Genomic DNA, 14,621 nt, shown 5'->3' on the forward strand with positions numbered 1-14,621 from the left:
GGCCTTTCTGCGGAACGTGGCGGCCCTTCCAGGATCCCCACACCCATATCTTGACGTCAAGAGACTTCATGTCGACAGACCAACTACACTGATCCCATGGAGGACGAGGTCGATCGGCTGGTCGCGGCGTGGCGCCGAGAGCGCCCCGATCTCGACGTGGAACCACTCGAAGTGCTCAGCCGGGTCTCCCGGCTCGCCCGCCACCTCGACCGTGCCCGGCGGATCGCCTTCGCCGAGCACGAGCTCGAGCCCTGGGAGTTCGACGTCCTGACGGCGCTGCGCCGTGCCGGGGCGCCCTATCAGCTCTCGCCGGGGCAGTTGCTGACCCAGACCCTGGTGACCTCGGGCACGATGACCAACCGCATCGACCGGCTGGCCAAGAAGGGCCTCGTGCAGCGCGAGCCCGACCCCAGCGACCGGCGCGGCGTGCTCGTCCGCCTCACCGACGAGGGCCGGGACCGGGCCGACCAGGCGCTCGCCGGGCTGCTCGCCCAGGAGCACGCGATCCTCGCCGAGCTGTCCACGGCTCAGCGCGCCGACCTCGCCGCTCTGCTACGCCAGTTGACCGCCCCGTTCGACAACGTCCCCGGCTAGGTCCACCGGCCCCACCCCGGCCCGCCGGGCCAGCGCCACGGCGGCCAGCGTGGAGTGCACGCCGAGCTTGCCCAGCACGTTCTGCATGTGGGTGCGGACCGTGTGCGGGGAGAGGTAGAGCCGCTCGGCGACGGCCTTGCGGCCCAGCCCGGCCACCATGCAGCGCAGCACCTCGCGCTCACGCGGCGTCAGGGACTCGACCAGGCGCTCGCTCTCGGTGCGGTGCTTGCGCGCGGCCGTCAGCTCCCGCAGCACCCCCGTCAGCAGGGCGGGCGGCAGGTGCGTCTCGTCGCGCAGGACGCCCCGTATCACCGCGAGCAGGCGGGAGAGGGAGCAGTCCTTGGCGACCCAGCCGCCCGCGCCCGCCTGGAGCGCGGCGGCGGCCCGCCGCGGGTCGTCCCGCTCGGCCAGCACCACCGTCCGCACGCCCGGATGGCCCGCGCGGACCCTGGCGACCAGCGAGATGCCGTCCACCGTCCCCTCGGCCGGCCCCGGGCCGTCCTGAGCCGGCCGGTACTGCGCCGGCACCTGTGTCGCGTCCGCGCCGACCGTGCCGAGGTCGGCGTCGATCAGCAGGACGTCGAAACGCCGCCCCTCACCCGCCGCGCGCTCCAGCGCGCGCAGCGCCGCCGGCCCGCTGCCGGCCGCCGAGACGTCCACGTCCTGCTCGGCCGCGAGGGCGGCGGCGAGCGACTCGGCGAAGATGCGGTGGTCGTCGACCACCAATACCCGAATACGTGCCACAACCACCCCCATATCCCGGGAGGCAACGGCAGTGCGGGTACGGCGCCCGGACTCCGGGGCCGCCATGCGCGCACGGCCGCCGCCGTGCCCTGACAACCACCCCGCCCCGGGCGTCGTACCTGCCTGTCTCGCCCCCTGATCAGCGTCGGCCCCCACCGACGCTGTGCATCAGACTACGGGCGGGGTCGGACGTCGGAGGCGGATTGGCAAAACTGCTTGACCCGGGTGTTTATCGTGAGCTTTCTGTTCAGTATTGAGGCGGTGAACGATCCGGAACGACCGTCGCGCGGACCGGACAGCCACTAGACGACCCGGTGCGCTCCCGGGCCGGCCGTCACGGGGAAGACGTGCGGCAGCCGGTGGCCGGCGGCCGCGAACGCGGCCCTGACCGCCTCCCCGACCTCCGTCACGGCGGCCTCCTCCACCAGCGCCACGGCCGAGCCCCCGAAGCCGCCCCCGGTCATCCGGGCGCCGAGCGCGCCCGCGCCCACCGCCGTCGCCACCGCCAGGTCCAGCTCGGGGCAGGAGACGGCGAAGTCGTCCCGCAGCGAGGCGTGGCCGGCCGTCAGCAGGGGGCCGACGGCGCGCGGGTCGCCGGCGTCCAGGAGCGCGGCCGTCTCCTCCACCCGGCGGTTCTCCGTGACCACGTGCCGCACCAGCGGCCCCGGGCGGACCCCGTGCCTCTCCGCCCCGCCCGCCGCCTCCACCTCCGCCAGCGCCTCGGCCAGCCGCTCGTACGCCACGTCCCGCAGGGCGCGCACCCCCAGCGCCCGCGCCGCCGCCTCGCAGCCCGCGCGGCGGCGCGCGTACGCGCCCTCGCCCAGTTCGTGGGCGACGCGGGTGTCCATCACCAGCAGCCGCAGGCCCGCGGCGGCGAGGCCGAGGGGCACCGGGCGGGCGGCGAGGGAACGGGTGTCCAGGTGGAGGGCGTGGCCCTCGACGCAGCACGCGGCCGCCGTCTGGTCCATGATCCCGCAGGGCACGCCCACGAAGGCGTTCTCGGCCCGCTGGGCCAGCCGCGCCAGCTCCGGGCGGCCGAGGCCGAGCCCGTGGAGCCCGTCCAGGGCCAGCGCGGTGGCCACCTGGAGGGCGGCGGAGGACGACAGGCCGGCTCCGAGGGGCACCTCGCTCTCCACGTGCAGGTCCGCGCCGCCCACCGGGTACCCCGCCTCGCGCAGCGCCCAGGCCACGCCGGCCGGGTGGGCGGCCCAGCCGCGCACGGCTCCCGGCGCCGCGGGCTCCCCCGGGCCCAGCTCGACGACGACGCCGGCGGCGGCCGCCGAGTGCAGGCGCAGCCGCCCGTCGGGACGGGCGCGGGCGGCCACCCACGTCAGGCGGGGCAGGGCGAGCGGCATGACCAGGCCCTCGTTGACGTCGGTGTACTCGCCGATGAGGTTGACCCGGCCGGGGGCCGCCCACACGCCCTCGCACGGCGTCCCGTAGACCTCCCCGAAGGCCCGTGCGGCCTGTGCGGCGGTCACCGGACCGGCCCGTTCCTCCTGGCGAACCCCCAGGCGTCCTCGACGATCGACGCGAGGGAGGTGCGGCGCGGCCGCCAGCCCAGCCGCTCGCGGGCCCGCTCGGCGGAGGCGACGAGCACGGCCGGGTCGCCGGCCCGGCGCGGGGCGACGGCCTCGGGGACGGGGTGGCCGGTGACCTTGCGGACGGTCTCGATCACCTCCCGCACGGAGAAGCCGCTGCCGTTGCCGAGGTTGCAGACCAGGTGCTCGCCGGGGCGTGCGGCGTCCAGGGCCAGCAGGTGGGCCTCGGCGAGGTCGGCGACGTGGAGGTAGTCGCGCACGCACGTGCCGTCGGGGGTGGGGTAGTCGTCGCCGTAGACGGAGATCGTCTCGCGTTCGCCGAGGGCCACCTGGAGGACGAGCGGGATCAGGTGGGACTCGGGGGCGTGGCGCTCGCCGTACCTGCCGTGCGCTCCGGCGACGTTGAAGTACCGCAGGGAGACCGCGGCCAGGCCGTGGGCCGCGCACTCGCCGGCGATCATGTGGTCGACGGCGAGCTTGGTGGCGCCGTAGGGGTTGGTGGGCGCGGTGGGGGCGTCCTCGCGGATGGGCACGGTGGCGGGCTCGCCGTAGGTGGCGGCGGTGGAGGAGAAGACGAGCGTGCGCACGTCGGCGTCGCGCATCGCCGCCAGCAGGTCGAGCGTGCCGCCGACGTTGTTGCTCCAGTAGGCCTCGGGCCGGGTGACCGACTCGCCCACCTGGGAGAAGGCGGCGAAGTGCAGGACGGCGTCGTAGGAGCCGTCCAGGTGGTGGGCGGCGTCCTGGACGCGGCCCTGGACGAAGCGCGCTCCGTCGGGGACGGCGTCGCGGTGGCCGGTGGAGAGGTCGTCGAGGACGGTGACGGTGTGGCCGGCGGCCAGCAGGTGCGCCGCGACGACGCTGCCGACGTACCCCGCGCCGCCGGTGACCAGACAGTTCTTGCCGTTCATTCGCTCGCTACCTCTCGCAGTCGCTCGGCCGCGGTCTCGGGCGGCACGTCGTTGATGAACACGTTCATGCCGGACTCCGAACCGGCGAGGAACTTCAGCTTTCCGGCAGTGCGGCGGATGGTGAAGAGCTCGAGGTGAAGCGCGAATTCGGTCCTGTGGGGGTGCTGGAGGGGCGCCTGGTGCCAGGCGGAGACGTACGGGGTCGGCGGCCGGCCGGGGCCGAAGATCCGGTCGAAGCGCCGCAAGAGTTCCAGATAGATCTGTGGGAACTCTGTGCGCGCCGCGTCGTCGAGCGCGAGGAGGTCCGGCACCCGGCGCCGGGGGTGGAGGTGCACCTCGTAGGGCCAGCGGGCGGCGTGGGGCACGAAGGCCGTCCAGTGGGCGCCCTCCAGGACGATCCGGCGGCCGTCGGCCCGCTCGGCGGCCACGGTGTCGTCGAAGAGGTTCCGTCCGCCGGTGCGCTCGCGGTGGGCGGCGGCCCGGGCCAGCGTCGTCGCGGTGCGGGGGGTGACGAAGGGGTAGCCGTAGACCTGGCCGTGCGGGTGGCCGAGGGTGACGCCCATCTCGTGGCCGCGGTTCTCGAAGCAGAAGACCTGTTCGACGGTGTCCAGTGCGGCGAGTGCGGCGGTGCGGTCGGTCCAGACGGCGAGGACGAGGGCGGCGCGGTCCTCGTCGAGTGCGGCGAAGGAGGCGTCGTGGTCGGCGGTGAAGCAGACGACCTCGCAGCGGCCGGTGTCGCCGGCGAGGGAGGGGAAGCGGTTCTCGAAGACGACCACCTCGTAGTCGTCGGCGGGGATTTCGGTGGTGCGGCCGTCGCGGGAGGGGCACAGGGGGCATTCACCGGGAGGCGGGTGGTAGGTGCGCGCCTGGCGATGTGAGGCGATGACGACGTCGTCGCCGAGCAGGGGGTCGCGGCGGATCTCGCCGGTGGAGGCGGCCGGTGGGAGCGGGCGGCGGTCGGCGGCGGTGCGCACGACGTCGTCGCGGGAGTCGTAGTAGAGCAGCTCGCGGCCGTCCGCGAGCCGGGTCGCCGTCTTCTTCACGTGGCCGTTCCTCCCACACGAGAGCACTTCCCACATCAGCGCACACAACTCAACACAAGGAACCATGGCCCCGGCGGCCCGTCAACATCACAATCGAACAAAGAGCTTCAACAGAACCGTTCAGATTCCCATCAACTCCGCGTAGGTTTCCTGCACTTCCGAGCAAGGAATGAGGTGACCCATGCGCTGTCTGGCCGCGGGCCTGCGGCTCCCCGTCAACGCGCTCGACTACACCATCCTCGCCCTCTACTTCGCCGTGGTCCTGGGCATCGGCGTGGCCGCCCGCCGGTCGGTCCGCACGAGCCTGGACTTCTTCCTCTCGGGCCGCGCCCTGCCCGCCTGGATCACCGGCCTGGCGTTCGTCGCCGCGAACCTGGGCGCCACCGAGATCCTGGGCATGGCCGCCAACGGTGCCCAGTACGGCGCCGCCACGGTGCACTGGTACTGGATCGGCGCGATACCGGCCATGGTCTTCCTGGGGCTGGTGATGATGCCCTTCTACTACGGGTCGAAGGTCCGGTCCGTGCCCGAGTTCCTGCTGCACCGCTTCGGGCCGTCCTCGCACCTGCTCTCCTCGGTGATCTTCGCGGTGTCGTCCGTCCTCATCGCGGGCGTCAACCTCTACGCGATGGCGCTCGTGCTGCAGGCCCTGCTGGGCTGGCCGCAGTGGGTGGCGATCGTCGTCGCGGGCCTTTTCGTCCTCGCCTACATCACGCTCGGCGGCCTCTCCTCGGCCGTCTACAACGAGGTGCTGCAGTTCTTCGTGATCCTGGCGGCGCTCATCCCCCTCACCGTCGTCGGGCTGAAGCGCGTCGGCGGCTGGGGCGGGCTGAGCGACGCCCTGGCCGCGCGGCACGGCGACGACTTCCTCACCGCCTGGGGCGGCACCGGCATCGGCCACCCCAACCCGCTGGGCGCCAACTGGCTGACCATCGCGCTCGGCCTCGGCTTCGTCATGAGCTTCGGCTACTGGACCACCAACTTCGCCGAGGTGCAGCGCGCGCTGTCCGCGAAGGACCTGAGCGCGGCGCGGCGCACACCCCTGATCGCGGCCTTCCCCAAGATGCTCATCCCGCTCGTGGTCGTCCTGCCCGGGCTGATCGCCCTGGTCATGGAGCCGGCGCTGGGCGCGCCCGGCGGGGACCTGAGCTACAACGACGCCATCCCCGTGCTGATGGCGGACCTGCTGCCCAACGGGGTGCTGGGCGTCGCGGTCACGGGCCTGCTCGCGGCGTTCATGGCGGGCATGGCGGCGAACGTCTCGTCCTTCAACGCGGTGTTCACCGGCGACATCTGGGCGGCGTACGCGCGGCCCGGCCGCGACGACGCGTACTACCTGGCCACGGGCCGGGCGGTCACGGTGGTGGGCGTGCTGGCGGGGATGGGCACGGCCTTCATCGCCTCGTCCTTCTCCAACATCATGAACTACCTCCAGACGCTGTTCTCGTTCTTCAACGTGCCGCTGTTCGTGGTGTTCGTCATCGGCATGTTCTGGAAGCGGACGACGGCCGCGGCGGGCTTCTGGGGACTGCTGTCGGGCACGGTCGCGGCGATGGTCAACTACTTCGCGCTGTACAAGCGGGGCGTCATCGGCATCCCCTCCGACCAGGGCGCCAACTTCGTGTCCGCGATCGTGGCGTTCGCCGTGGGGGCGGTGGTGATGGTCGTGGTCAGCCTCCTGACGAAGCCGCGGCCCGTGGAGGAGCTGGCGGGGCTGGTCTACGGCACCCGGTCGCCGGGGGCGGACGGGCCGCCGGCCGAGGGCGACGACGCGTGGTACCGCAGGCCCGCCCTCCTGGGCTGGGGGGCGCTGGTCCTGGCCTCCGTGTGCTATCTGCCGTTCTCGTTCTGAGGAGCTGTCATGACCGATCACCAGCGGGAGGGCGGGGAGTCCGGCCCGGTGCCCGCCACCGCCGCCCGCCTGTTCGACATACGCCGGGTCATCGGCGGTCTGTTCACCGTCTACGGGCTGATCCTGACCGTCGCCGGCGTCCTGGCCGACGAGGAGGACCTGAGGAAGGCCGAGGGCGTCAACATCAACCTCTGGGCGGGCCTGGGCATGCTCGCCCTCGGCGGCTTCTTCCTCCTCTGGCTCACCCTCCGCCCGGCACCGCCCCGGCCGGACCCGCCTGCGGACCCACGGCCGGGCGGGCGGCCGTAGCCCCCGTGGCGCGGTCGAGCAGGCCCGTCCGGGCGGCGAGGGCGGCGGCCTCCAGCCGGGAGCCCACACCGAGCTTCATCAGGACGCGCTGGACGTGGGTGCGGGCCGTGCTGGGCGCTATCCCCATGCCCGCCGCGATGAGGCGGGTGTCCTCGCCCTCGGCGACCCGGACCAGCACCTCGACCTCGCGGGGGGTGAGCAGCTGGAGCAGCCGGGCGCCCTCGTCGTCGGGCTGGGCGGCGGGGTTGAGCAGCTCCGCGAAGGACCCCTGGAGCAGCTGGGGGTCCACCGCGGCCTCGCCCGCCCGCGCCTTCATCATGGCGCGCTCGACGCCCTCGATGCGTTCGTTGTGGCGGACGTAGCCGGAGGCGCCGGCGGCGAAGGCGGCCGCGATGCCGAGCGGGCTGGGCACGGGGCCGAGCACCACGACGGCGACCTGCGGGCGCTCCCGCTTGATCCGCACGACGGGGTCGAAGGCCCCGGGCTCGGCCGGGGCGGCGGTGCCCAGGAGGCACACCTCGGGCGCGCGGCTGATCACCAGCTCCGCCGCCCCCGCGCTGGGCGCCGCGGCGGCCAGCACGCGGTGGCCCCGCAGTTTCAGCGCCGAGGCGAGGGCCTCGGCCAGCAGACGGTGGTCGTCGACCACCATGAGCCGTACGCCCATGCACTTCCCCCCTGTCGCCCGCTGCCGCCCTGTGTCGCCCGCGCACGTCTCCCCGGCAGGTCTGGCACGTCTCCCCGGCACCCTCTAGCCCGCGAAGCTACACGCTTGTTCGACGTTCCGCGCCCCTTACCGGTGAGAAGTCCCCCGGAATGCCGAAATCCCTGCCAATCACGTGTACTTCGAGACTGAAACGGATCGTTCAGGCATGTACGCGCGACGGACAGGGATACGGCGGGGAGAGCTCCTCAAATGATCAGTATCGGCTGCTCCGGATGATCAGCTACCGCCGAAGGCCATCGCCAGGTACTCCTTGCCCAGGCTGAACGAGCTGGGCTTGTTGGCGTAGTTGGCGCTCAGGAAGAGCCGGTTCTGGGCCCACAGGCCCTGGTGGATGGTCGGGCTGATCCTGCGCTCGCTCTCGGCCGTGGCGGCCGGATTCCGCATCAGCACGTCGGTCTTGAACGTCTTGGGGTCGACCCGGACCACCTGGCCGCCCGCCTTGTAGGTGGGCTCCTGGTAGCCGATCGGGTAGCCGTCCTTGTCCAGGCCCAGCGGCACGAGCTCGGAGCCGGCCATCCCGTCGGCCTTGCCCTTGGACTGGCCGGTGGCCAGGTCGAAGCCGACGATCTCGTTGACCCGGCCGACCTGCTGGGCGTTGCCGCTCTGGTGCTCCTCGGAGGGCAGGTAGAGGGTGTCCTTGCTGATGGCCAGCTTGAAGCAGCCCTCGACCTCGGTGGAGGGGCACTTCGGCGTGAACTTGCCGTTCTCCGTGGAGATCTTGCTGCGCAGCTTGCCCTCCTTGGCGCTGTCGTCGATCACCAGGAAGTCGGAGGCGGCGCTGCCGGTGGAGTCGCCCGCGTCGACCGCGATGACCAGCGGGTCGGTGGAGGCGACGTGGACGTAGTTGAGGCCGGGCGGGACCTTGTAGGCCGACTGGATCGCGCCCGTCGCGGGGTTGACCGTCTGCACCTGCATCTGCGGGCGGGAGTAGTCGCCGCAGCGGCGCACGGCGACGAGCTTGCCGCCACCGCCGTAGCCGTCGTCGCGGCAGTCGTCGCCGGGCTTGGGCTTCCACAGCTCCTTGCCGTCGGCCAGCGACCACGCGGCGCCGCCGCTGGTGCCGCCCGCGGCGACGGTGCCGCCGCCGACGGTGACCTCGTCGAAGCGGATGTCCTGGTCGCCGGCCTTGGCGGTCTTCTGCCAGAGCTTCTTGCCGCTGTTCAGGTCGAGGGCCACGACCTGGCTGCAGGGGCCGCCGTACTTGTGCTCGGCGTCGGGCTTGCCCGCCTTGACGAGCACGGCCGTCTTGCCGTCGGAGGTGGTCTGCTTGGACGACCAGCAGATCTCGCCGTCGAGCGGGATCTCCCACTTCTGGCCGCCGGACAGGCCGTACCCGACGACCTTGTAGACGTCGGCCTTGGCGTAGACCTGGTCGGTGGCCCACTGGCCCTTGACGGTGATGAGGTCGTCGACCTTGGGCTGGTCGACGCTGAACAGCAGCTTGGCGTCGATGGTCTGGGGGGCCTTCACCTCGCCGCCACCCCCCTGGGCACCGCCCTTGGCGCCGGTGCCGGAGCTGTTCTTGGCCTCGGACTTCTTGTCGTCGCCGCCCTTGGTGGCGAACCAGACGCCGCCGCCCACGACCAGCACCAGCGCGACCGCGGCGCTGACGATGACCGCCATGCGCTTCTTGGCGGCGCCGCCACCGGGCCCGCCCGGCGTCGGCGCGCCGGGGTACGGACCGCCGGGGTACTGCGGCGGCGGGTAGGCGCCGTACGGACCGGGGGCGGGCGGCGGGGTCGCGGCGCCGAAGGCCTGGGTGGCCATGTCGGGGGCCGGGGGCTGCGCGGGGTAGCCGTAGCCGGCCGGGGCCGCGGGGGCGCCCGGCGGGGGCGGCGGGGTCTGCGGGGGCCCCGCCGGCGGGGGCGGGGTCTGGGGCGCGGCGCCCGGCGGGGGCGGGGTCTGCGGGTAGCCGTAGCCGGGCTGGACCGCGGGGCTCACCTGGGTCGGCGTCGGCGCCTGCGGGGGCGCGGCGGGCGGCGGCGCGCCGAATCCGGGGGGCGGGTCCTGTGGCGCGCCGAAGCCTCCGCCCGGCGGGACCGGGGGTCCCTGCGGTGGCTGGGGTGGCTTGGGCGGCTGCGACATCAGCTTTCCTTTTTACGCGCGGACCAGGACATGCACCGCATGATTCCCGCCATTGTGCGGCAGGCGAGCGGGTGTTCTTTGTACCACCCGGCGCGGACGGCCCACGGATCGATCTCAGACGTATCCACCACCTGAGACCGGCCCGTGACGAGACTGTTGCGCCACGGGCCGGCCCCGCGCGCCCCCGGCGCGCGGCGCGTGGGGTCAGTCGTCCTCGGCCAGTTCGAGCCAGCGCAGCTCCAGCTCGTCGCGCTCGCCGGCCAGTTCGCGCAGCTCGGCGTCCAGCTTGGCCACGGCCTCGAAGTCGGTGGCCTGCCCGGCGATGCGCTCGTGGAGCTTCGCCTCCTGCTCGCTGATGCGGTCGAGCCGGCGCTCGATCTTCTGCAACTCCTTCTTCGCGGCGCGGGCGTCCGCCGCCGTCTTCGTCTTCGCGGCGGCGGCGGGGGCGACGGGTGCGGCGGCGGCCTCGGCCTCCATCACCTTCTGCCGGCGCTCCAGGTACTCGTCCAGGCCGCGCGGCAGCATCCGCAGGAAGCGGTCGCCGAGCAGCGCGAACACCCGGTCCGTGGTGCGCTCGACGAAGTAGCGGTCGTGGCTGATGACGACCATCGAGCCGGGCCAGCCGTCGAGGAGGTCCTCCAGCTGCGTGAGCGTCTCGATGTCGAGGTCGTTCGTCGGCTCGTCCAGGAACAGGACGTTCGGCTCGTCCATCAGCAGCCGCAGGATCTGCAGCCGGCGCCGCTCACCGCCGGAGAGGTCGCCGACGGGCGTCCACTGCTTCTCCTTGGTGAAGCCGAACTTCTCGCACAGCTGCCCCGCCGTCATCTCCCGGCCCTTGCCGAGGTCCACGCGGTCGCGCACCTGCTGGACGGCCTCCAGGACGCGCTTGGCCGGATCGAGTTCGGCGACCTCCTGCGAGAGGTAGGCCAGCTTGACGGTCTTGCCGACCACGACCTTCCCGGAGGCGGGCTGCTTCTCCCCCGCCGTGCGGGCCGCCTCGGCGAGCGTGCGCAGCAGCGAGGTCTTGCCCGCGCCGTTGACGCCGACGAGGCCGACGCGGTCGCCGGGGCCCAGCTGCCAGGTCAGGTGCTCGATCAGCACCTTGGGGCCGGCCTGGACGGTCACGTTCTCCAGGTCGAAGACGGTCCTGCCGAGCCGGGAGCTCGCGAACTTCATCAGCTCGGCGCTGTCGCGCGGCGGCGGCACGTCCGCGATCAGCTCGTTGGCGGCCTCGATGCGGAAGCGCGGCTTGCTGGTGCGGGCGGGGGCGCCGCGGCGCAGCCAGGCCAGCTCCTTGCGCATCAGGTTCTGCCGCTTGGTCTCCTCGGAGGCGGCGATGCGTTCCCGCTCGGCCCGCGCGAAGACGTAGTCGCTGTAGCCGCCCTCGTACTCGTGCACCGCGCCGCGCTGGACGTCCCACATGCGGGTGCAGACCTGGTCGAGGAACCACCGGTCGTGGGTGACGCACACCAGCGCCGAGCGGCGTGCCCGCAGGTGGCCGGCCAGCCAGGAGATGCCCTCCACGTCGAGGTGGTTGGTGGGCTCGTCGAGGACGATCAGGTCCTGCTCGGCGATCAGCAGCTTGGCGAGCGCGATGCGACGGCGCTCACCGCCGGAGAGCGGGCCGATGACGGTGTCCAGGCCCTGCGGGAAGGCCGGCAGGTCGAGGCCGCCGAACAGGCCCGTCAGCACGTCGCGGACCTTGGCGTCGCCGGCCCACTCGTGGTCGGCCATGTCGCCGATGACCTCGTGCCGCACGGTGGCGGCCGGGTCGAGGGAGTCGTGTTGGGTGAGGACGCCGAGCCGCACGTGGCCGGCGTGGGTGACGCGGCCCTTGTCGGCGTCCTCCAGCTTGGCGAGGATGCGGATGAGCGTGGTCTTGCCGTCACCGTTGCGGCCGACGACGCCGATCCGGTCGCCCTCGTTCACGCCGAGGGAGATGCCGTCGAGCAGTGCACGGGTGCCGTACACCTTCTCGACGGCCTCCAGGTTGACCAGGTTGGCAGCCATTCCGCTCCTTGTTCCTTGGGACTGCCTCCAGGATCCCACGCCCGGCGCCGGGCCCGGACGCGAGGCCAGGGGATGTCCGATGAGTCGACACGGGCCCTGCGGAGCCCGGCACGGCACCTCGCTGCGTTGTCGCATCAGCCGAGGACGCCCGGTCCGAGGCAGATGCTCCGCCTTGCGATCCTCCCCCGGCTACCGCTGGGAGGTGCCCCCAGCGGACACCGCAGGGCCCGCACCGACCCATCGGACACCCCCTAGGCCCGGGCCGCCTCCACAGGGCGGGTCCGCAGGACCGCCCAGGTGGGGACCAGGGTGGCGGCGAGGGTCAGCGCCCAGGCGCCGCCGGCCACGGCCGCGTAGATCGACGGCGGCCCGCTGGGCAGCGGGGTGTCCGCCACGGCCAGGTTGAACGGCACGAGCGTGGTGGCCGCCGCGGCCGTGCCGAGGACCAGGCCGACGAGGGCGACCAGCGTGCCCTCCACGGTCATCATGCGCAGCACCTGGGCGCGGGTGGCGCCGGTGAGCCGCTGGAGGGCGAAGTCCCGGCGGCGGTTGCCGACCGAGACGGCCGTGGAGTTGACGACGGACAGCGCGGTGTAGGCGACGAGCACGCCGACGATGAGGTAGTTCGCCCAGGCCTGGGTGCGGGTGTTCCGGGCGTGCTGCGCGGTCAGGGCGTCGCGGTCGGTGACCTTCACTCCGGGGTGCCGCTCGACGAAGGCGGCGAGTTCCCGCAGCAGCCGGTCCCGGCCGGTGCCGGCCGCGGCGCGGACCAGGATCCGGTCGGGCAGGCCCGCGGTGGTGTGCGGGGCGAGCATGCCGACGCTGGTCAGCGCCGATTCGAAGCCTTCGCGCCCGGTGGTCAGGGCCACGACGCGGACGTCCACGGCGGTGCCGTCGCCCAGGCGCAGGCGGACGGTGTCGCCGACGCCCCGGTGCATCCGGTGCGCGACGTGCTCGGGCAGGGCGAGGGTGTCGCCCTGGAGGGCGGTGAGGCTGCCGGCGGTCACCCGGGTGGCGAGGGTCTGCCGGGCGCCGTCCGCGTCGACGCCCGTCAGGGGCAGGCCGCGCTTGGCCTCGTCGCCGTCGTGCGGCCGCTCGGTGTAGGCGCTGCCGGTGACGGAGGCGCTCGCGCCGGCGACGCCGGGCAGCCGGCGCACGGCGTCCGCCAGTGAGGGGCTCACTCCGCCGGTGACCGAGGTGAGCACGGCGTCGGCGCGCAGGTCCTCGGTGAACGCGCGCTCGGTGGCGGCGGCCACGCTGGTCTGGAGGTAGAGCATGCCGGTGGTGACGGCGGTCGCGAGCATCACGGGGGTGGCGACGGCGGCCGTCCTGGCGGCGGTGGCACGGCAGTTGAGGGCGGCGAGCCGGCCGGCGGGGCCGGTCAGCAGGCGTACGGGCCAGTGCAGCAGCGCGGTCACGGGCGTGGCGAACCAGGGGCCCAGCAGCGCGAAGCCGGTGGCGCAGCACATCACGGTCGGACCGGCCGTGCTCGCCGCGACGGGGCCGCGCAGGACCAGCAGGCTGACCAGGGCGAGGGCGGTGGCGCCGGCGAGGAAGAGCAGGCCGAGGACGATACGGACGGGGTGGAGGCCGCGCCGGGGGACGGCCGCCTCGCAGAGCGCCTCGACCGGTCTGGCCCGTACGGCCGCGGAGGTGCCGAGGAGGCCGCCGAGCACGGCGGTCAGCAGCATCGAGCCGTACGCCGGCATGGCCGGGATCCAGCCCTGGCTGAACTCGACGGTGTCGGCGGTCAGGCCGGAGCCGGTGAGCCGTCCGAACAGCCAGCGGCCGAGCACCGGCCCGGCGGGCCAGGCGGCCGCGCCGGCGAGGACGGCGACGATCAGCGTCTCGCCGAGCAGCATCCGGCGCAGCTGGCCCGCGCTGGCGCCGATGGCGCGCAGCAGGGCCAGTTCGCGCCGGCGCTGCTGGGCGCAGAGCCCGACGGTGCCGGCGACCACGAAGATCGCGATGCTGACGGCCAGGCCGCCGAAGACCCCGGAGAGCGCCACCAGGTCCTCGCCGCCGGCGAGGGTCTCGGGGTGCTCGACGGTGCCACGGTCGTCGCCGGTCAGGAGGGACACGCGGTGCCCCGCGAGGGCCGCGGCGACGCCCTCGCGGACGGCGCCGCGGTCGGCGCCGGGCGCGAGGACGACGGCGATGTCGGCGACGGTGTCCTCGCGGGCGGACAGCCGCCGGGCCTCGGCCGCGGAGAAGAACAGGGCCGGCTGCGGCACGTCGCGTCCCGCGGTGGGCCGGGCGACGCCGCTGACGCGGTAGGCGGCCGAGCCGCCGTGGGCGGCGATCCGCACCGTGTCGCCGACGCCCGCGCCGGCGCGGCGGGCGAGCTGCGCGTCGAGGACGACCTCGCCGGCCCCCGCGGGGGCGCCTCCGCCGGTGTCGAGGGCGTACGGGGTGAGCGCCGCGGAGTCCCAGGCGTGGCCGACGGCCTTGCCTCCCCGGTCGGTGAGGGCCGCGTCGAAGGACCGTTCGCCGACGGCCGTCCGCACGCCGGGCACGGCGCGGACCTTGTCGGTCAGGGCGGCGGGGAGCTCGACGCGCTCGGGGAGCACGACCTCCTTGTGCTTGTCGCCGGGGCGCACGAAGGTCCGGTCGCCGGTGACGATCAGTTGGGCGCCGGCCAGCCGCTGGGGCGGCACGTTGTTGCGGATGCCGGTCTCCATGAGGCCGCCGCAGGCCATGACGACGGTGGCGCCGATGAAGAGCGCGACGAAGGTGGCGAGGAATCCGCCCATGCGGTGGCGCAGCGAGCGCAGCGCGAGCCTGCCCGTCATCGCCCGGCTCCGGCCCGTG

The 14,621-nt window shown here is 73.8% G+C and carries 11 protein-coding genes; 3 read left to right on the top strand and 8 right to left on the bottom strand.

Going from position 1 to position 14,621, the window contains the following annotated elements; translation table 11 throughout:
- The first annotated feature begins 96 nt into the window (after positions 1 to 96).
- Positions 97 to 594, top strand: a complete 498-nt coding sequence (locus tag CYQ11_RS12225; RefSeq protein ID WP_099199601.1) for a MarR family winged helix-turn-helix transcriptional regulator — start codon at positions 97 to 99, stop codon at positions 592 to 594.
- Here the strand turns inward: CYQ11_RS12225 and CYQ11_RS12230 are convergent.
- The 4 genes from CYQ11_RS12230 to galT form a co-directional block, all read right to left on the bottom strand.
- Positions 553 to 1,338, bottom strand: a complete 786-nt coding sequence (locus CYQ11_RS12230) for a response regulator transcription factor (protein WP_099199600.1) — start codon at positions 1,336 to 1,338, stop codon at positions 553 to 555. The two genes, CYQ11_RS12225 and CYQ11_RS12230, sit on opposite strands and share 42 nt — an antisense overlap.
- A 302-nt stretch (positions 1,339 to 1,640) precedes the next feature.
- Positions 1,641 to 2,819 carry a galactokinase gene (gene galK, locus CYQ11_RS12235; protein ID WP_099199599.1) on the bottom strand — a complete coding sequence of 393 codons (1,179 nt, stop codon included), beginning with the start codon at positions 2,817 to 2,819 and terminating at the stop codon, positions 1,641 to 1,643.
- The gene (gene galE / locus CYQ11_RS12240; RefSeq protein WP_099199598.1) at positions 2,816 to 3,787 is read right to left on the bottom strand and encodes a UDP-glucose 4-epimerase GalE; all 972 of its coding nucleotides are present in this window, start codon (positions 3,785 to 3,787) and stop codon (positions 2,816 to 2,818) included. Before galE ends, galK begins: the two co-directional genes overlap by 4 nt.
- Positions 3,784 to 4,830 carry a galactose-1-phosphate uridylyltransferase gene (galT, locus tag CYQ11_RS12245; protein WP_099199597.1) on the bottom strand — a complete coding sequence of 349 codons (1,047 nt, stop codon included), beginning with the start codon at positions 4,828 to 4,830 and terminating at the stop codon, positions 3,784 to 3,786. Before galT ends, galE begins: the two co-directional genes overlap by 4 nt.
- A gap of 181 nt (positions 4,831 to 5,011) precedes the next feature.
- Between galT and CYQ11_RS12250 the strand changes: the two genes are divergently transcribed.
- Together CYQ11_RS12250 and CYQ11_RS12255 are read left to right on the top strand one after the other, a co-directional pair.
- Entirely contained in the window at positions 5,012 to 6,682 is a 1,671-nt protein-coding gene (locus CYQ11_RS12250; RefSeq protein ID WP_099199596.1) for a sodium:solute symporter family protein, read from the top strand.
- Between the two features lie 9 nt (positions 6,683 to 6,691).
- Entirely contained in the window at positions 6,692 to 6,991 is a 300-nt protein-coding gene (locus tag CYQ11_RS12255) for a hypothetical protein (protein WP_099199595.1), read from the top strand.
- Here the strand turns inward: CYQ11_RS12255 and CYQ11_RS12260 are convergent.
- The 4 genes from CYQ11_RS12260 to CYQ11_RS30630 all read right to left on the bottom strand — a co-directional run bounded on the left by CYQ11_RS12260 (position 6,924) and on the right by CYQ11_RS30630 (position 14,602).
- Positions 6,924 to 7,655, bottom strand: coding sequence for a response regulator transcription factor (locus CYQ11_RS12260; protein WP_099199594.1), 732 nt, complete (start codon positions 7,653 to 7,655; stop codon positions 6,924 to 6,926). The genes CYQ11_RS12255 and CYQ11_RS12260 overlap by 68 nt on opposite strands.
- A gap of 276 nt (positions 7,656 to 7,931) precedes the next feature.
- On the bottom strand, positions 7,932 to 9,800 hold the full coding sequence (locus CYQ11_RS12265; RefSeq protein WP_099199593.1) for an outer membrane protein assembly factor BamB family protein: 1,869 nt from the start codon (positions 9,798 to 9,800) through the stop codon (positions 7,932 to 7,934).
- A 204-nt stretch (positions 9,801 to 10,004) separates the two neighbouring features.
- The gene (locus CYQ11_RS12270; RefSeq protein ID WP_099199592.1) at positions 10,005 to 11,810 is read right to left on the bottom strand and encodes an ABC-F family ATP-binding cassette domain-containing protein; all 1,806 of its coding nucleotides are present in this window, start codon (positions 11,808 to 11,810) and stop codon (positions 10,005 to 10,007) included.
- 251 nt (positions 11,811 to 12,061) lie between these two features.
- A complete protein-coding gene (locus CYQ11_RS30630) occupies positions 12,062 to 14,602 on the bottom strand; it encodes an FtsX-like permease family protein (protein ID WP_099199591.1) in 2,541 nt (846 codons plus the stop codon).
- Positions 14,603 to 14,621 lie beyond the last annotated feature (19 nt).

The sequence above is a fragment of the Streptomyces cinnamoneus genome (genome assembly GCF_002939475.1).
In the GTDB taxonomy this organism is placed as follows: Bacteria; Actinomycetota; Actinomycetes; order Streptomycetales; family Streptomycetaceae; genus Streptomyces; species Streptomyces cinnamoneus_A.

Bases quoted from the DNA above. Each gene is read 5' to 3' on its own strand.
- CYQ11_RS12225 (WP_099199601.1), top strand. From the start codon at position 97: ATGGAGGACGAGGTCGATCGGCTGGTCGCGGCGTGGCGCCGAGAGCGC.
- CYQ11_RS12270 (WP_099199592.1), bottom strand. From the start codon at position 11,810: ATGGCTGCCAACCTGGTCAACCTGGAGGCCGTCGAGAAGGTGTACGGC.
- CYQ11_RS12255 (WP_099199595.1), top strand. From the start codon at position 6,692: ATGACCGATCACCAGCGGGAGGGCGGGGAGTCCGGCCCGGTGCCCGCC.
- CYQ11_RS12250 (WP_099199596.1), top strand. From the start codon at position 5,012: ATGCGCTGTCTGGCCGCGGGCCTGCGGCTCCCCGTCAACGCGCTCGAC.
- CYQ11_RS12265 (WP_099199593.1), bottom strand. From the start codon at position 9,800: ATGTCGCAGCCGCCCAAGCCACCCCAGCCACCGCAGGGACCCCCGGTC.
- galE (WP_099199598.1), bottom strand. From the start codon at position 3,787: ATGAACGGCAAGAACTGTCTGGTCACCGGCGGCGCGGGGTACGTCGGC.
- CYQ11_RS12260 (WP_099199594.1), bottom strand. From the start codon at position 7,655: ATGGGCGTACGGCTCATGGTGGTCGACGACCACCGTCTGCTGGCCGAG.
- CYQ11_RS30630 (WP_099199591.1), bottom strand. From the start codon at position 14,602: ATGACGGGCAGGCTCGCGCTGCGCTCGCTGCGCCACCGCATGGGCGGA.